At 58.6% G+C, this 16,009-nt stretch carries 14 protein-coding genes and 1 pseudogene; 3 read left to right on the forward strand and 12 right to left on the reverse strand.

The features are described from left to right. From IVB27_RS43790 to IVB27_RS43795, 3 genes and pseudogenes are all read right to left on the reverse strand, one after another. A pseudogene (locus IVB27_RS43790) lies at window positions 1–178 on the reverse strand (ISL3 family transposase); the annotation flags it as partial. A 431-nt stretch (window positions 179–609) separates the two neighbouring features. After that, the gene (locus IVB27_RS27590; RefSeq protein WP_345946930.1) at window positions 610–3,012 is read right to left on the reverse strand and encodes a T3SS effector XopP-like protein; all 2,403 of its coding nucleotides are present in this window, start codon (window positions 3,010–3,012) and stop codon (window positions 610–612) included. 919 nt (window positions 3,013–3,931) lie between these two features. Continuing rightward, the gene (locus IVB27_RS43795; RefSeq protein ID WP_524536523.1) at window positions 3,932–4,213 is read right to left on the reverse strand and encodes a hypothetical protein; all 282 of its coding nucleotides are present in this window, start codon (window positions 4,211–4,213) and stop codon (window positions 3,932–3,934) included. Between the two features lie 1,860 nt (window positions 4,214–6,073). Between IVB27_RS43795 and IVB27_RS27595 the strand changes: the two genes are divergently transcribed. The 3 genes from IVB27_RS27595 to IVB27_RS27605 are packed head-to-tail and all read left to right on the forward strand — an operon-like array spanning window position 6,074 to window position 8,931. Further along, the gene (locus tag IVB27_RS27595; RefSeq protein WP_018458359.1) at window positions 6,074–6,763 is read left to right on the forward strand and encodes a response regulator; all 690 of its coding nucleotides are present in this window, start codon (window positions 6,074–6,076) and stop codon (window positions 6,761–6,763) included. 4 nt (window positions 6,764–6,767) lie between these two features. Beyond that, window positions 6,768–8,258: a secretin GspD/PilQ domain-containing protein gene (locus IVB27_RS27600; protein ID WP_524536518.1), complete on the forward strand. Its 1,491-nt coding sequence runs from the start codon at window positions 6,768–6,770 to the stop codon at window positions 8,256–8,258. A 10-nt stretch (window positions 8,259–8,268) separates the two neighbouring features. Then, a complete protein-coding gene (locus IVB27_RS27605; protein ID WP_018458361.1) occupies window positions 8,269–8,931 on the forward strand; it encodes a CpaD family pilus assembly lipoprotein in 663 nt (220 codons plus the stop codon). Between the two features lie 43 nt (window positions 8,932–8,974). Here IVB27_RS27605 and IVB27_RS27610 read toward each other — a convergent pair whose 3' ends face one another. The 9 genes from IVB27_RS27610 to IVB27_RS27650 are packed head-to-tail and all read right to left on the reverse strand — an operon-like array spanning window position 8,975 to window position 16,006. Next, window positions 8,975–10,012, reverse strand: coding sequence for an EscU/YscU/HrcU family type III secretion system export apparatus switch protein (locus IVB27_RS27610; RefSeq protein ID WP_247402511.1), 1,038 nt, complete (start codon window positions 10,010–10,012; stop codon window positions 8,975–8,977). Then, on the reverse strand, window positions 10,009–10,830 hold the full coding sequence (gene sctT / locus IVB27_RS27615; RefSeq protein ID WP_247446186.1) for a type III secretion system export apparatus subunit SctT: 822 nt from the start codon (window positions 10,828–10,830) through the stop codon (window positions 10,009–10,011). The genes IVB27_RS27610 and sctT overlap by 4 nt, the downstream gene beginning before the upstream one ends. An 11-nt stretch (window positions 10,831–10,841) precedes the next feature. Next, on the reverse strand, window positions 10,842–11,117 hold the full coding sequence (locus tag IVB27_RS27620; RefSeq protein ID WP_018458364.1) for an EscS/YscS/HrcS family type III secretion system export apparatus protein: 276 nt from the start codon (window positions 11,115–11,117) through the stop codon (window positions 10,842–10,844). Between the two features lie 2 nt (window positions 11,118–11,119). Beyond that, window positions 11,120–11,785, reverse strand: a complete 666-nt coding sequence (gene sctR, locus IVB27_RS27625) for a type III secretion system export apparatus subunit SctR (RefSeq protein ID WP_247402506.1) — start codon at window positions 11,783–11,785, stop codon at window positions 11,120–11,122. Beyond that, window positions 11,778–12,863: a type III secretion system cytoplasmic ring protein SctQ gene (gene sctQ / locus IVB27_RS27630; protein WP_247402502.1), complete on the reverse strand. Its 1,086-nt coding sequence runs from the start codon at window positions 12,861–12,863 to the stop codon at window positions 11,778–11,780. Before sctQ ends, sctR begins: the two co-directional genes overlap by 8 nt. A 26-nt stretch (window positions 12,864–12,889) precedes the next feature. Next, the gene (locus tag IVB27_RS27635; RefSeq protein ID WP_247344780.1) at window positions 12,890–13,423 is read right to left on the reverse strand and encodes a hypothetical protein; all 534 of its coding nucleotides are present in this window, start codon (window positions 13,421–13,423) and stop codon (window positions 12,890–12,892) included. After that, window positions 13,399–14,757 carry a type III secretion system ATPase SctN gene (gene sctN / locus IVB27_RS27640; RefSeq protein WP_524536519.1) on the reverse strand — a complete coding sequence of 453 codons (1,359 nt, stop codon included), beginning with the start codon at window positions 14,755–14,757 and terminating at the stop codon, window positions 13,399–13,401. The genes IVB27_RS27635 and sctN overlap by 25 nt, the downstream gene beginning before the upstream one ends. Then, window positions 14,757–15,377, reverse strand: a complete 621-nt coding sequence (gene sctL, locus IVB27_RS27645; protein WP_247402499.1) for a type III secretion system stator protein SctL — start codon at window positions 15,375–15,377, stop codon at window positions 14,757–14,759. The genes sctN and sctL overlap by 1 nt, the downstream gene beginning before the upstream one ends. After that, window positions 15,374–16,006, reverse strand: a complete 633-nt coding sequence (locus tag IVB27_RS27650; RefSeq protein WP_247344782.1) for a nodulation protein NolU — start codon at window positions 16,004–16,006, stop codon at window positions 15,374–15,376. The genes sctL and IVB27_RS27650 overlap by 4 nt, the downstream gene beginning before the upstream one ends. Between the last annotated feature and the right edge of the window lie 3 nt (window positions 16,007–16,009).

Raw genomic sequence — 16,009 nt, forward strand, 5'->3', positions numbered from 1 at the left:
CGGTTAGGCGCCGCTGATATCGGCTATGGATCCGCCCAGAACTGGTCCCGCATCCGGGACAGAGACTCGTCCCGCTCGTGGGACGCACGGTGATCACGGTCGTAGCGCCATCACAAAAGGCGCTTTGCACGTCAAACCCGTGAGGGACCAGAGCCGACGGACGTAGGGCTCGCTGCATCATATTGATTCCTTTGTGAAACCAACACGAGCCGGCGCTTGAACTTCATCAAAAGTGAGTCAGAGCCCCAGTCGAACGCCGATTGACAGTAGGGCGCTAAGCACGGCGCCGCAGACACTTACGAAGCGATCGGCGATGGGATCTCGAACACAAATGCGCAAAACTGCTTCATTCACGATCTGAAGCATAGCCGGATCCTAGGCTATTCGGACCCGGCCATCGCAAGCGCGGCGACAAGGGCCGCGATGCTGTTTTTCAAGCGAACGGAAGTCGGGGTCTCCACGCTCCCGATCGAATTTCAGTCGGACCCGTTGTCGATCTGTTCGAGGAGCCCGCGCCGGCTTCGATTTCATCGAGGATTTCCTCTCGTTGATAACGGTCTGCTTGATGGTGTCACCACAGCGACGCTCTGGCGTGAGACACTCAGGTAACTACATCCTGAGGCGCGCGAACTGCATCGACGCATGCTCCGCCTCGCGAAGGGAGTCGCATGGGACGATGCTCAACAACGACTTACAGAACGCAGGCGTGAGCTTGCCGCGGTGGATCACAACGTTCTCGTGCCCCGTGGCGGCTCGAGCGCTCTGCCATTGCCGATTGTAGCCGCGCTGTTCATTGGACTTCACGTGGCAAGCGGCGAAGTCGGCGCCGCCCAGCGTGGCCAACTGCCAGGCATGTACCGGCAGCTTGGTATGGATGTGCACCCACATCGGATTTGGCATCCTACCACTGCGCAGCGCCTTGGGCTGCAGCTTGACCTCGAACAGCGTCGCTGGCTCGCTCTTCAAGGCGCGGGGTGGATCCACAGACGCAAGTTCTTCGGCCGCCTGCAATTGTTCAAGGTACTTCTGCGACGGAAACGCGTACGTCTTCATGCAATCGATCGTGATCGCCGCCTTTCGTGCGTTCAACGAGTTTGCCTGTCCCTGAACCTCGGACAACATCGTCTTAAGCCGGACTATTTTTCCGTGCACTTCAGGCAATTGCGCATGCGTGAGTAGGCCATGTCGGCGGGGCTCCTCCAGCGCGGCTACACAGTTCTTAATCTCGGCGGTCTGCGTCTCCAGGCGCTTAAGGACGAGATCCACGACGTGGTCGGCGTCCTCAGGCTTCATCTGGCGCGCTTGCGAGACGGCGCTTTGCTGAGCCGGCAGATCGAACTGCAGCAGCTCGTCCAATCGCTTGAGTAGTCCCGTCAGTGCGTTCCTGGAGGGCGGAGCCTGCCACATCGCCAGGTGCCCGGTCGCCGATGATGACGCCCTCGCGCGTGCCTCCTCCGCACTCGCGAGTTTCTTCGTACCCAGATCCGAGAGTACGATAACCTTGGCAGTAGAGGCTGTGGCAGCGTCGGGCCTAGCGAGCTGCGGCTCGCGCAGCCCGGCCGTTGAACTCCCCTCGCGTGCGGCCGGTGCGCGCTTGCCTTTCCCCTTCCTGCGCGGCGCGTGGTTCTCAGCCGCTAAGTCGGTCTTTTCCGATATCGCAGTCTGGGCAGGCGGCTCCACTTGCCTCTTTGGCTGCACTGCCAAAAGTCGCGTGACTTGGTGCGCGGTGACCCATGCACCTTCCACGATCTGGTCCAACTGTTCCAATGGAAGGTCGGCATCCGTTCTAGCATCCCTTAGCCTGGCAACGATACGTTCCACCTCTGAGGCAAATTCCGAATGCCGTTCCATGACTCCTTCCAGAACGGTGCAGTGCTCTGCGTCGAGTGGCTCTCCGTCCTTGTTCAGAACGGCTTTGTACGTCGAGACGAATGCCGGAAAAGCATCCTGGATATAGGTCCCGAGCAGACGCACCCGCCCGTTCTCATCCATGAGGGCGTCCCTCACGGCTGGTTCAAACGTGCTCGCCTGAGACTCAATCAGAAGCTTCGCGAGCTTAATCCGCGATTCCAGATACAAGCACCCATCATAAAGTGCCGAGCCGGTGTGCAGGCGTAGTGCGGCTTCGTTGGCCTTCCGCATCTCGGGCGTCGTGCTTGGCAAGTTGGCAGTGGTCTCGCAGGCGGACTGCATCCGTTCCGAGCGCAACAGCTTCTTTCCCCACCACTCGATGACAGGCACATGGTCCTTCACCATACTGGAAGCCACTCGGCTCAGCTGGTCGGGGGTAGCGTTGGATTTCGAAATCCGCTGGAACAGGCCTGCCGATACCTGTCTGCGCTCTTCTAAGGCGAGGATAATCGCCGAGGCCACCATGTTGCCCTGACGCCCCGCCTGGAGCACGGCATAGCAGTATTGACCAGCCTCGGCGTCGGACAGAATGCTCGGCGCCACGGCCGGGCGCAGGCTCGCGTAGTACTCCAGAACTGCCGAGCCTGCTTTGACGAATCGATCGCTCAGCTCTAGCGCCTCCTTCAGCTCGGCATCCTCGCCCGGCTGACGGCAAGCGGCATAGTCCTCACGCAGGCGGTCCATGTGTCGCCTTGTTGCGTTGATTTCTTCCTCTGACGAGGAAATAGGGACTGCCACACCGGAAGTTGGCGGCTGGCTGGCGACCGGCGCCGTGTCTCCACCCTCGGACACTGAGGGAAAGCCGCGCCGCCGCGCAGTGGCTCCACGTGGCGCAGCGGCTGCACGTGCCGCAGCGCCTAGGATTCGATCTGGGCCAACGGAGGGACCGGAAGACCTGTCGCCAAGGGCATCGTCGGCACCGCGCGCCGTGCTAGCGGAGGGCGTCCCTCTATCTTGGGGCCCAGAGCGCATCCGCTCCACGACGGAATCGAACGATTGACTGCCTTCCCCAGGGGCTAGACTTGAGTGCGAGCGTGAACTGCTCGATCCGGCTCCAGCATCTGCAGTGCGCGATCTTCCAGATCGGCCAATGCCCGTCATATTCCATCTCCAATCAAGTCGAGAATGCGCAGCCTGTCTGGATAGACAGACTGGCTGACGAGTAGCTGACGAAGGGCGTTTTTCCGGTTGCACAGGAAACCCACATCGCCGTGGATCGTGGTCGAGTAGCTAGGCCATTTGGCTTTGCCCTCACACATCCGGGCAGACGGCTTGGCGAGTAGGCCGGCGGAATCTCACTGCCGGGCTCTCATGGATCCCCACGTGAGACTCTCGCGTCACTGGGCTCCCATTAGGCGAACGAGCTGGGTATGCCGACCTTCCATTGTGCAAAAACCCGGGACGTTCGCGAGATAGCCGTTCGAGAACGCGGCCGGTCTTGGCCTTGCGACCCATAAAGCGTTTGGACCTCCGCATCATCCAAGCCTCGATTGTCTGATTGACGTATCGAAGGATTGCCACAGAGGCGCCCGCCTGAATCGACCGAAATATACAATCCCCGGCCGCAGGAGTGGATTGAGCTGCCGAGCGATGTCACCATTGACACATGGGTCGTTTTCGGAGGCACCCGCATAAACTTCACCGCCGAAGCGCTGAGCCGAGGCAGAAAACTGCAAAATGCTGAGGCGTTTTGTGAGTTCTTTGCCCGTCGCGGCCGGAAGCGGTAGCCAGGAAGTCAAACTTGACGTTCGAAACCGGGCATCTGTCACGCGCGACGAGCACTATCCGGCGCGAGCGCTTCCTTCAAGTTCACTACTGAATCGGCCCCTGCAATAGCGAAATACCAGTCGGTTCCAGCCGCCTTCATCATTCCGAATCGCCTTGTCCCACAGCCAATCTTCGAACAGCGCGCTCCAGGTAATACGAGGGATCATCGTCAGACGAAATCCGTCTCGCAGCTCTCTTGACCATCGCTATCCTCGACTTTGGAAAGATACTTTGTAGGGCTGTCTACTCGGTGCTACTGGTCGTTCTCGTTCTCCGTCCACACTTTGGGATGCTGTTGAGGATCAAGCACCCATTTTTTGCGACCCGCCATGAACAAAACCCATTTCCGTAGACGGGGTTCCATACCTCCTATGCCAGGACGTGATAAGACCAACGGATGATCGCCGTCCATTCGCAGTTCATGCTCCAGCAGGATATCGCCCGCGCACTCGTCGAGCGGATGAGTACTGCGTACATCTAGCAGGGACGTGATAACGTTACGCCCGAACTGTCGGCGAAACTGGTCTCCCTCGATCCGGACTGAGCCTCCGGCTCACAGTTTCGTCACCCGACCTGATAGCTGAAAAATCGCGCGGGCTTATCCGGATCACCGTAAGTACTGGAATAGCCTTCACCGGCAGTTGCAGCCCGCTCGGCTTTCTCCGACAAAATCCGAGTGCTCCTGCGGGTTACTGGCGATGTGCATGATGTCACTGGACAAAACTCTCTTCACTTTGCGCATGAACAGATTCTCGGTCGACGATCTTGATAATGGGCGGATTGGAACGCAAGGAGTATGGCGACGCGCCCGTCGACGACGACCCACCTCGCTCCAGGCCGGCAACCGTTCCGCAAAACGGATCCACCGATTCTGCCCATACATCAGATCGCTCCCGCATTGGCAAAGTGCACGCGATTGAGCTCGTGCGCGGCAAGCTTTGTCAGGAGGATATACAGCTTAGCTGACCACAACGTGACCAAAGCAGCTGTCCGCGCTCCAATGCGCCGGCCAAGCACTCTGCGGAAGACTTATTGGCCGTCAAGCTCTCTAGGACCGGGGCGCTTCGGCTCAGACGGGACAACTTGCAGACGCGCGGTCATGCACCATGCGATTTCCTGAGCAAGTCGCCCACCGATTGCGAGATGCTGCACATTCTGATCAGACGTAGAATGTCGATCAGAACAACATTTTTCTCACGTCCGGATGGAGCCAAACCGACATTGCTGGGCGAGTGACCATGACTGGGTTTGCTAGTCCAGAAGAGTCGGTGCCCAATGTGAGCCTTGCAGGAAGACGCCGTCATGCAAAATCACCAAAATCATCGCTCACCCTACCAGAGCTGTCAGCGACAGATTGCGTTCGGTCATCAGAGCATCAGGTGCGACTAGGAGACTGAGACACAGACCTCAGAGGTCTTGTCACTATCCAGGATGTGAATGCAATCTATCCAAAGAATTGATTTCACACTTCATGTGCTGCCGGGTAGGGAAAGCGCCGTGCATCACGCAACGTCGTAGGTTTGCTGTCGGCAAAGCTGCGATGAGTACGTGATCATGGACACCGCGATCGGATTGTAGGCACGGTTTTGCCCGGTGCGGCCAAGTTCATGTCACCCCCCGTCTTTGGATTGTCCGGCCGTTGAGCAGTTCTTTCCAAAGCGTCTCGGTGATTTTATAAAAGTCAAAAATAGGAAGGCGCGGCAGGACGGCCTCGTTATGGCGTTCTCCAGCTGAGCGTAGCCGCGCTTGGCCATCACTGTCGCTCCGGTGATCGGAGCACGAAGGAGGCTCACCTTTTTGGCCGAATGAGGAAGTTCGTTGCTCAAGCACGGAACGCCTGCCGGCGTGTGAGGCTTTGCAAATTGAGGGCCGCGATGCAAATCGCATATCATCGCTGCTCCCCCATCAAACCTGCGGCCGTGCGGCTGCGCTCGCCATCGGAAGCATCGATCGTGATGAGGAGATTTAAATCCAGACCATGGAACGGCATTGTCACTAATCCGCCATGTGAATGCATCGAACCAAACCATCGATTTCACCAATCAATGTGTTCTCGGCAATCATCTCGACTTCACGATGTCGGCGACAACTGCCGCGATTGTTCCGGCGCTGAGCGGGTGCTGCCCGCCTATCGATGCATTGTATTGATTGCCGCCTACGCCCCGATGGAAAGAGCACATTCGACGTCACCAAGATTCACGCGCGCCACGTGAGACAGTGAACAACGCCAGTCGAGCTCACAATGGAATCCCGATCCAATATGCGATTCGCCAGTACCGCAGCTCTTCGTCTATTCCGGATTCCAATGCTTACGCGGAGGCCGGACTGTTCAATTCCGCTCGGGGGTGGCGTGACGTGGTGGGTGTCTTGGCGTGACTTGATATGAGGTCCTGGAATGCGAACGCTACTCGTTGATCATGAGAGGGACCCTGCGCGCGTTGTACAAGATGCGCTCTCCGATTGCGGTTTTGCCGTTGACGTAGCGTGCACCCTGGACGAGGCCGCCGCCGCTTTTTCTTGCGCCAGCTATGACATTCTCTTGCTCGAGTTGGTTCTACCGGATGGAGACGGCTTGGATTGGCTGAAGCAGTTGAGACGTGACGGACATTCGATGCCTGCCGTGATGATGAGTAACTTCAATGAGCTCGGTAGGCGGATAGCGCTATTTAATGGCGGTGCGGACGACTTCCTGCCCAAGCCCGTATCTACTGATGAACTCATCGCACGAATGCGCGCTACTCTGCGCCGGTCAACGCAAATGACGGCCCCCATTGTTACCTTTGGCAATCTACGATTCGATTCGATCGGTCGGCAAGCGACGGTCAATGGTCGACCACTGAAAATTGCCCGCCGCGAGGTGTGCATTCTCGAACATCTGCTCAGCCGCGCCGGCCGCACCGTGGCTCGTGCGTCATTGGAAGATAGCCTCTATGCATTTGACGACGAGGTCTCAACCAATGCGCTTGAGGTCGGAATCTATCGTTTGCGCGGTCATTTGAGTCGGTCCGGTGCGACGCTACGGATCAAAACCGCGCGCGGGATCGGCTACGTCCTTGAATTGAAAGGCGCGGCATCGACCGCGTAGTTAATTGAACTTGAAAGAAAAGACCATCTTGAGCATCATTCTTGACAAGCATGCTGGCGTCACTCGAGGATCGATCGCCGCCAACGGCCTTTCGTCCACATTTCTTCCTTGTCTTTGGCAGCTTTTGTGCGTGGTCATCCTGCTATTCCCGGCTGCGGCCGTAGCTCAGATCAAGCGGGATGATGGAAGTGGGCCGCAGCGTACGGCTGCCGACGGCATTAGCGCAACCCTGACCCTTTCCTCTTCGCTAGGTAAGACGATTCACCTGCCAGCGCCAGCCGCGAGCATCTTTGTCGCAGATCCTACGGTCGCGGACTATCAGGCACCTTCGAACAGGACCATCTTTGTTTTCGGCAAAAAATCCGGTCGGACCACCTTGTTCGCACTGAACGAGGCCGGGGAGGCTCTCGCTGAGCTGCGTGTTGTCGTCACCCAGCCGATCGAGGATCTGCGCGCCACGCTGAAAGCCCAGGTCGGCGACTATCCCATCCAGGTAAGCTACACCCCGCGTGGGGCCATCCTTAGCGGTACGGCGCCCAATGCGGAGATCGTCGATATAGCGATGAAAGTGACCGAGCAGTTTCTTGGGTCTGGTGCGCTCGTCGTCAACAAGATTCAGGTGGCGGGGTCATTGCAGGTGAATCTGAGCGTGCGGGTGGCGGAGGTCTCGCGGAGCGCCATGAAGGAGCTCGGCGTCAACCTCTCCGCTTCCGGGCAAGCTGGCCCTTTCACTCTCGGCTTGGTCAGTGGCAGTGGTGGTGGATACGGCGCGGCGCAGGGCGGCGGTACGGCGAAGATGGGGGTCAACACTGGCCATGTGAACGTCAGCGCTATGCTCGATGCACTGGCTCACGAGCGCCTCGCTTCCGTACTTGCTGAACCGAACCTCACCGCAATGTCAGGCGAATCCGCCAGCTTCCTCGCCGGCGGCGAATTTCCCATTCCGGTGTTGCAGGACAATCGGCAGGTCTCTGTCGAGTTCCGTCACTTCGGCGTCAGCCTGGAGTTTGTGCCGACCGTTCTCAGTAACAATCAGATCAACATCCGCGTGAAGCCTGAAGTCAGCGAACTATCGTCACAAGGTGCTGTCAACATCAACGGCATCTCCGTGCCGGCTCTCTCCACCCGGCGTGCAAACACGGTTGTCGAGCTCGCCAGCGGCCAGAGCTTTGCAATTGGTGGGCTTATCCGGCGCAACTTCAGCACTGAGATCACGACTTTCCCTTGGCTCGGCGACGTTCCGATTCTTGGTGCGCTATTTCGCTCATCGTCATTTCAACAGGATGAGACGGAACTCGTGATCATCGTCACGCCTTACGTCGTGCGGCCAAGATCGAACTCGAAGCAGATGAGTGCGCCCACCGACCGCATCGCTCCGCCCTCAGACCTCGCGCGCAGTCTGACGAACACATTGGCAACGCGCTCGCCTGTTCGCGGTGCTCCCCCGATAAGCGTACCAGGCGCGACAAGGGGCACCGGCCACACCATCGAATGAGGATCGACCAATGAGATTACGATTCGTGCGCCCCTTCATCGGTCTGACGGCCAGTCTAGGTGGCTGCGCAAGCACCGCGCCGACTTACCTCGAGCCGACCGCGCAAGCGATCCTGGTTGAACAAGAGAAGAACGTCTTACTGTTACAGACCCTTGGAGGGCCCGAACGGCAGCGTCTGCGTTACTTCATAGCGAGTACCAGTCGCGGTCGGTACGACACGCTCCATCTTGATATCGTCGGCTCACGTCGGCTCGGGGCGCAGATAGCAGCTGAGGCCCGCGCAGTGGGCGTCGACGCTCACAACATCCGCCTGTACGGTCCATTCATCGATAGGCGTGATGGCTCTGCCGCCCGAATCGAGGCGATTACGTACGAGGCGCGCCCTCCCGTTTGTCCGTCGATTGCGATCGTCGGCCCTTCAGTGAACGACAATTCTTTCGATCCGACGCTTGGCTGCTCGATCCGCAACAACTTGGCCGGCATGGTCAACGATCCGCGCGACTTGATTGACAATCAGGCCGTTGTGCCGAGTGATGGCAATCGTGCGGCCATTCCCGTTGCCACATACAAAACCTTCGCGACCGGCAATAACAGCAACTTGGGTATGGCTAACAACAAGCTGCCGTCAGATCCCACGTCTGCCGGCACCCAGACCGTGCAGCCCTCTCGATAGCGAGAACATCAGTCATTCGATGCGACCTCATTCACAACACGAACTAGACTTGGCCGGCGGCAAAGAGAGCTTTTGCGACAGCCTCGAAGTACTGGACAGGAATGGAATTGCCAAGGCTAGTGTTGCGGATTAGCTCACGGACCAGGACGTGATCTTCGACGATACTGAGACGAAGGCGCCTCGCTTCATCAAAGAGCCGTGAAGCCGCCTCCCCGTCGCCGCGGCAAACCAGGACCGGGACGCCCGTTTCGCCACGGATGTAGCGTACCCCGACCAGCAGCTCGCGCCCAGTCAAGATCAATGTCGCGCGACTCACGCCGAGAGGAGACTCGCTCGCCTGCTCCCGCCGAAGGCGTCGGTGTTCGCGTTTGACCTCCGGATTGCCTTGCTGCTCCTTGTCCTCGCGCTTCATATCGCTCTTAGTCATGCGCATGCCGCGCAAGAACAACCAACGCTGGATGAGGAGATCGACCAATCCGCCGATAAGAAATGCACCACTTGCAATCCCGATCAACAGTTTCACTTGAATGAACACGAACTCGAAGCAGCCCGTGCCGCAAACCGGCAGATAGACCAGTGTCTTCCACGCGCCGACAACGACCAGGACAAAGATCGCGCCGAGGCAGAAGACCTTGAACAAGGTCTTGCCAAGCTCGATGAGGGAACGCAAAGAGGCGATGCGCTTCAGTCCGTTGATGGGATCAATGTTCTCGAATTTCGGCGTCATCGGCTCGGAGGAGAACACTAATCCACCATTGGCTAGGACCGTCGTCAGAATTGCGCAGGTGACCATACTCCCAAGAAGCGGGCCAACAATTCCCAGTGCAAGTTCGGGCAAGACGCCGAGCGCAAGATCGACCGCAATATTGAACGGCTTATCAAGCAGCTTGTCAGTCAGCATGAGCGCTTCACGACATTTGTCGTAGATGGAACTCGCTTCTAACCAGACATAACCGAGACCGGCGCACGCGCTGAGGCCCCTGACTAGATCCGTGCTATGCGGAACCATGCCTTTCTTGCGCGAGTCGCTTAGCTTCTTTTCAGTGGGGGCGAGCGTTTTCTCTTCGCTCGTGTCGCTCACTTCAGTTTCCTCTCAAGCCTCTCCAGCTCTCGGCTCGACTGCATGATTTCCGCTTGCATGTATTCGATGAGGTAGAGCGTATAAGTCACCATGACGATCGCAAAACCTATATTCTTGATCGTCAACGATAGGTCCCGCGGGTTGAATTGCGGCGCAAAGCGCCCGAGCAGAAGCGCTGATATGTCGGCCAGCAAGAGGAAAGCTACCACAGGTCCAGAGACCAGGACGGCGGTACGTATGATGCTGTCGAGCACGCCCCACAACTCCAGCGTCCCTTGCATGCTCAGCGTGGGTCCAAGCTGATAAGCCGGCCAAACCAGATAGCTGCCGTAAAGCCCGCTGATCATGGTTTGCAGGCCCCCCGATACGACGAAGATCGTGGTCGCGGTGGTCCCGATAAGAAGTCCCGTCGCCGAAGCCTGACTGCGTGTCGCGGGATCGGCGGGAGTGACCACGCTGCTGATGCCCCGTTGCGCGTCGATGAACTCGCCGACGGCCTGAAGACTCCAGAGGGGAATACTGAGGAGGGCGCCGATCAGTAGGCCGACACACGTCTCCTTAAGACCGAGTAGCGCGATCTTGAGCAGACGAGTGTCCGGATCTAGCTCCTTCAGGCCATCGGCGATGTGCGCCAAGTATGGTAGTTCGAGCGCGACGGCAAGGCAACCGCGGATCAGGCCGCCGATCTGCGGACGCGTAAATACCGGAAGCACCAGCATGATGCCCACGGGGCGGGCCGCACCAAGGCCGGCAGCAACGACGAGTTCGATAGTCGCCTGGATCAGACTTTGCGTGTCGGCGGTTGACAGATCATACATGACGGCTGCTGCTAGTAGCCCGTCGTGAGCGCGGGAAAATCAGTAAAGATCTGCTTGGCTTGTTCGATGAGCGGGGCGCTCAGCACCGGAGCAAACAAACCTATAATCCCAACAATGACCAAAAGCTTCACAGTCAGTGGCAATGTCTGATCCTGGATCTGCGTTGCCGCCTGGATGATGCCGATGATGGTTTCGGCGACCGCCGCTGCAATGAGCGGAGGCAGAACCCAGGTCATGAAAAGCACCAGTGATCGGCTCATAAAAGGGAGAATAGTGGCCTCATCCATGCTCACCCTCCAGGTGTTGTATAGCTCAGCACCAGCCCGTGCATAAGCCGCGACCAGCCGTCAATCGCCACGAACAGAAACAGCTTGAAAGGAACTGAGATCACTGTCGGAGACACCATTGACATGCCCATGGCCATCAGAATGGTCGTTACGATCAGATCGATAGTGATAAACGGAAGGTATAGTAAAAACCCGATTTCGAAGGCACGCTTGAGTTCTGAGATTAGAAAAGATGGGACGAGAATGACAAAATCATCGACTGTCGCTCTGCCGCGCATCTCTTCCGGCCAGACACGCTCGGTCGAGGACAGGAAGAAGCCTCGCTGTTCTTCATTGGTGAAGTTCTTGAGATAGCCTCGCAGCGGCTCCTGCCCCACTTTCGCAGCGGCTACCCAATCCTCGAGCGTTTGATAGCGGAGCTGCAGATCGGCGACTCTATTGTAGCTCTGCTCAAAGACCGGGGCGCTCGTGAAGGCGGTGAGCATCAATGCTGCGCCGTATAGAACGATGTTCGGTGGAATTGATTGGGTCCCAAGCGCATTGCGAACGAGGAAGAGAACGACAGATACCTTTACGAACGCCGTGGTCGTGACGACAGCGAAGACCAACAAGCCGAGCGCGGCCGTGACCGCAAGAAGCGGCAGTATCGCTGGTTCAATGTTAGTCATTGCCCGCTAACCCGCCACGCAGTCTAACGCCGAGCTCGTCTCCAATACGTACTATGTCGCCACTCCCGATACGTACGCCGTTTGCTAGGATATCGACCGGGCCGTCGACCGGCCGGCCAAGTTCGAAGACATATCCTTCGCTGATGCTTCTCAGGGCTCCCAGCGTGATGGGCCAGCGGCCGCATTCAAAGACAAGCGAAATCTCAATATCGTCGAGATCGGCTTCGGAAGGCGGCTGCTGTAAACCGGGCAGTGTCGTCATATGCGCATACTCCAGAGGGCGCGGCCGCAAGCGAAACGGTCCGTGCAGGATCAGGCGGTTGCCAGTGACATCTGCCGCGGCCCATAACGGGCCGGCAGTGAGGATGATCTGACCGCGGGCGAATGGCATTACATCCGGCAACAAAGCGTCGCCCTTACGTGTTTTGCGAAGAAGCGCGGCTGACGCCCGGAGGGAGCCGATCTCTCCTGCAACTGTAACGGGTAGCTGTGCGGGGACCTCACACAAATGTCGCGGCAATTGGCCGAGCAGCTCGCCTAAGGCGCGGAACGCCGGCGGTATCGGTCCGTCAAGAGGCGAGAAAAGAAATAGGCGACCTTTGCCCCTGACCGGACCGTAGATGATGTCGAGTTCGATATGAGGCCCGTTCTTCTCGGCCTTTCCAACATGAAGGAGTCGCAGTTGCTGCTCTGTCTCAGTCTCCAGGTGCGCGAGCAACGGTTCAAGTGCAAGTTCGAGAACCAGCGAACGACTTGGCTCGGAAAGTAAAGCTAGGCCACTCTGTACTGTCGAGATCAAGACCTCCGCAAGCGCATGCGGTATCGACAACACGAGCGCATCATCGCCGAGGCGCCAAACGCAATCGAGCATCGACAGAGCCGGAGGTTCCTCCTGCCACACAAGTCGTTCCAGTCGCACCGATAGCGGCTTGTCGCAAAGGTTACTCCGCAAAGAGGCGGAGGGCCGCACGTTTCTGTTGAGCCATGAGACGAGACTCTGGGTTAGACGCTGGCTCGGCTCGTACTTCGCGTATGCGTTCGCGCGAGTTGCAGGAGGCGACTGTACAGGGCAGCGCATTTGGTTCCCAACTGGACTAGCGGTCATCAAATTGAACCGCCCGCCACCAGCGTGGGCAAACCCCTCCCATGGCGAAGCAAGACTTCATCATCAGCCTCTAGCTCGGCTGTTACTTCCGAATGGGTATCGGCCGCACGCCGGACGTCGGTCTCGATTTGTCGCCATTTATGAGTCGCTGCGGAACGCTTCGCCCAGTGCGCACGCCTCTCGGATGCCGCTGTCTCGGCCTGCTTTTGAGTGATACGCGCCTCCTCAAGTGTGCGGCGTTTCGAGGTGATCTCAATCGCTAGCCTCTCAAGGGTGAGCTGGCAATGATCGAGTTCAACGACGGACAAGGTACCGACCGACATCAACTGCTGGTAAACCTCCGCCTGGGCCTCTGTATGATGCTTTTCAGCAATTCCAAGTTCCTGCCATGCGTGCTCCGCGGCCGAGGTCGCGATATGACGCTTGGCTTCCATATTGGACAACTCACTACGAGCACTACGCTCGCGCATATCCTTCACTTGCCGCAAGCTCGAAACGTGTATGCAACTCATGCGGTCAGACGGCACATCCATGTGACGGTTTCCTCAAAAGTGGACGCATCGTTTTCACCCTGGCGTAAAAACTCGCGCAGATCATCGATCGAAGCGACAGCTCGGTCCGTCAGCGGATCGCTGCCTTGCTTGTATTCGCCAACCTTGATTAAAAATTCGGCCTCTGCATGACGGGAGATAAGATCACGGAAGAGGGATGCTGCCTTGCGATGCGGTGCAGATACGACGGCATCCATGACGCGGCTGCGGCTCGACAGTACGTCGATGGCGGGGAAATGCGCCCGCGCCGCGAGAGAGCGTGAAAGAACGATATGACCATCGAGAATGCCACGCGTTTCCTCCGCGATTGGATCGCCCGTGCCGTCACCTTCCACAAGCACGGTATAGAAGGCGGTGATTGAGCCACGCTCACTCATACCAGCGCGCTCCAGCAAACCTGGCAACATTGCAAAGACAGAGGGAGGAAAGCCCCGGCGAGTCGGTGGCTCACCGGCAGCAAGCCCGATCTCCCGCATAGCGCGGCTAAATCGCGTCAATGAATCCATCATCAGAACGACGCGCAGGCCTTGATCGCGAAAATATTCGGCGAGCGCGGTTGCCGTATAAGCACATTGCGCCCGCTCCGTCGCTGAGCGATCGGAGGTCTCAACGACGACGACCGTGCGGCGGAGGGCAGTCTCCCCAAGATGCCGCTCGATGAATTCACGCACTTCGCGTCCACGCTCGCCTATCAGCGCAACCACGGTCACGTCAGCGACCGCGCCCTTTACGATCTGCGACAGTAACGTCGACTTGCCGCCACCAGGCTCTCCATAAATGCCGATGCGTTGGCCCTCGCCGCATGTCAGAAGACCATCCAAGACGCGAACACCGAGTGGCAGAGGGCGAGCGATGATGCACCTCGTCATTGGATTTGGCGCTTTGCCGCGCAGCGGGCGCGTCTCCATGGCTTTGACTGCGCCCTTGCCATCGAGTGGACGGCCGAAGCTGTCGATCACCCGGCCAAGCAAATTGGGGCCGACCGGCACTTCGTGCATTCGGCCAGTGGCAACGACTTCTGCGCGGCCGGACATGCCTTGCAGGTCACCGATCGGCGTCAGCAATACGCCGTCCTGCAACAGACCGATCACCTCGGCCTCAAGCGACCATCCGGTGCGCGGATCCTTGAGCACACAAACTTCTCCAATACAAGCATCCGGCAAAACTGCATGGATCAACGTGCCGATCGCACGCGTGATCCGCCCGCGTACGGCACGCGTGTCCACATGGCTTGCCGTAGTTCGCAGACGCGCCAGCGCCGCGTGCAGAGTCCCATCTCCATCAGGACAGTTATGGTCTGGTCTCGGCGCCGTCACTATTCGTCTGCCTCATGATCTAACCCAAGCCCCAAACGCAATGCGCGGAGCTGCGCGTCAAGTCCGAGATGGATATTGCCAAATTCGCTCCACAGCACGCATTCGTTCGCTGACAGCGCCGGGTCCGGAATAATTCGGACTTCCGGCCGGTCCTCCCGTCCGTCGCAGGCAGCAAATTCGCGCGTAAGCGCATCAGCATCCATGGGGGACGCATGAAGGGACAGTTTCGGCCCGCCATATCTGTGCGAAATCGTGTGACGAACCGTCCTCACCAACATCTCGCCGGGATCGAAATCGCCCAGTAGATCAGTTACGATGTCCATCACGAGCGCTGACAGTTCCTGCTCCAAAACGGCCTTTCGTCGTGCCACTTCCGAGGCAGCCTGCGCGACTAGCTGTGCCATTTCCTCGGCGCCGGCCCTCACCCCCTCAGCATGGCCGCGCGCACGCTCCTTCTGATAAGCTCTGCGCGCCCAGCCGCGAACGCGCTTCAGATTGCGCTCGGCCACGGCACGCGCCTCGAAGGCGCTGTGCCAAATCTCGAGATCCCTCGCCGCTATGAGTGGCCCAAGGGGGCGGATGTGCGGAGCGACGGGCGGCGCAGTTTCGTCGTCTGTCATCCCGCTGGGGCCTCCCTCGCCAAATGGGCCAACACCGGCGAAAACAATTGGCCCGCGGCATCGCGGTGTTCAGTCGCCGGATTGTCGGCGGCCGTTCCGACAGCTAGGCGTAGAAGCACGCGGCGGCAATCAAGCGTTGACGCTTCATCGAGCCAAGCGCCGAGGCAGGCATGTCCATCGTCTTCAATCCCTAGCGCGAGTTGTTGAGGATCAGCAATTAATCTGGTCGAAACCGCATGCGCTGCATGTCGGATCCCGAAAGCCAGCACCTCGGTGCCGACGTGCTCGACCAGAACGGCGACATCATGCTTTGAAACCAGCCTTGTCAGCGAACGGGCATGCCAAATGCCGCCGGCGAGGAGGGCAGCCCTGCTCGGATCATGCCCGAGGAGAAGGTCTGGCCCGAAGTCACCTCCGTTCAAGCCCATTTCATCTTCAAGCAGCAACGCTTGCAGTCTTATCTGCAGCCTAGGACTCTTCTGCAGTCGCACCAACGTCGCGGACGAGAGGTTCGCGTCAAGTCGCGCGGCAAGGCGGGTCGGATGAATCGTGGCAGCAAGCTTACGAATACCTACAGAGGCTAGTTTCAGCGGATCATGCCGCTCGGCAGACGGATTCGGTCTCGTCATGTC

The sequence above is a fragment of the Bradyrhizobium sp. 197 genome, from assembly GCF_023073375.1.
Taxonomy (GTDB): Bacteria; Pseudomonadota; Alphaproteobacteria; order Rhizobiales; family Xanthobacteraceae; genus Bradyrhizobium.

Bases quoted from the DNA above. Each gene is read 5' to 3' on its own strand.
- IVB27_RS27590 (WP_345946930.1), bottom strand. From the start codon at position 3,012: ATGACGGGCATTGGCCGATCTGGAAGATCGCGCACTGCAGATGCTGGA.
- IVB27_RS27595 (WP_018458359.1), top strand. From the start codon at position 6,074: ATGCGAACGCTACTCGTTGATCATGAGAGGGACCCTGCGCGCGTTGTA.
- IVB27_RS27605 (WP_018458361.1), top strand. From the start codon at position 8,269: ATGAGATTACGATTCGTGCGCCCCTTCATCGGTCTGACGGCCAGTCTA.
- sctT (WP_247446186.1), bottom strand. From the start codon at position 10,830: ATGTATGATCTGTCAACCGCCGACACGCAAAGTCTGATCCAGGCGACT.
- IVB27_RS27620 (WP_018458364.1), bottom strand. From the start codon at position 11,117: ATGGATGAGGCCACTATTCTCCCTTTTATGAGCCGATCACTGGTGCTT.
- sctR (WP_247402506.1), bottom strand. From the start codon at position 11,785: ATGACTAACATTGAACCAGCGATACTGCCGCTTCTTGCGGTCACGGCC.
- sctQ (WP_247402502.1), bottom strand. From the start codon at position 12,863: ATGCGCTGCCCTGTACAGTCGCCTCCTGCAACTCGCGCGAACGCATAC.
- IVB27_RS27635 (WP_247344780.1), bottom strand. From the start codon at position 13,423: ATGGATGTGCCGTCTGACCGCATGAGTTGCATACACGTTTCGAGCTTG.
- sctL (WP_247402499.1), bottom strand. From the start codon at position 15,377: ATGACAGACGACGAAACTGCGCCGCCCGTCGCTCCGCACATCCGCCCC.
- IVB27_RS27650 (WP_247344782.1), bottom strand. From the start codon at position 16,006: ATGACGAGACCGAATCCGTCTGCCGAGCGGCATGATCCGCTGAAACTA.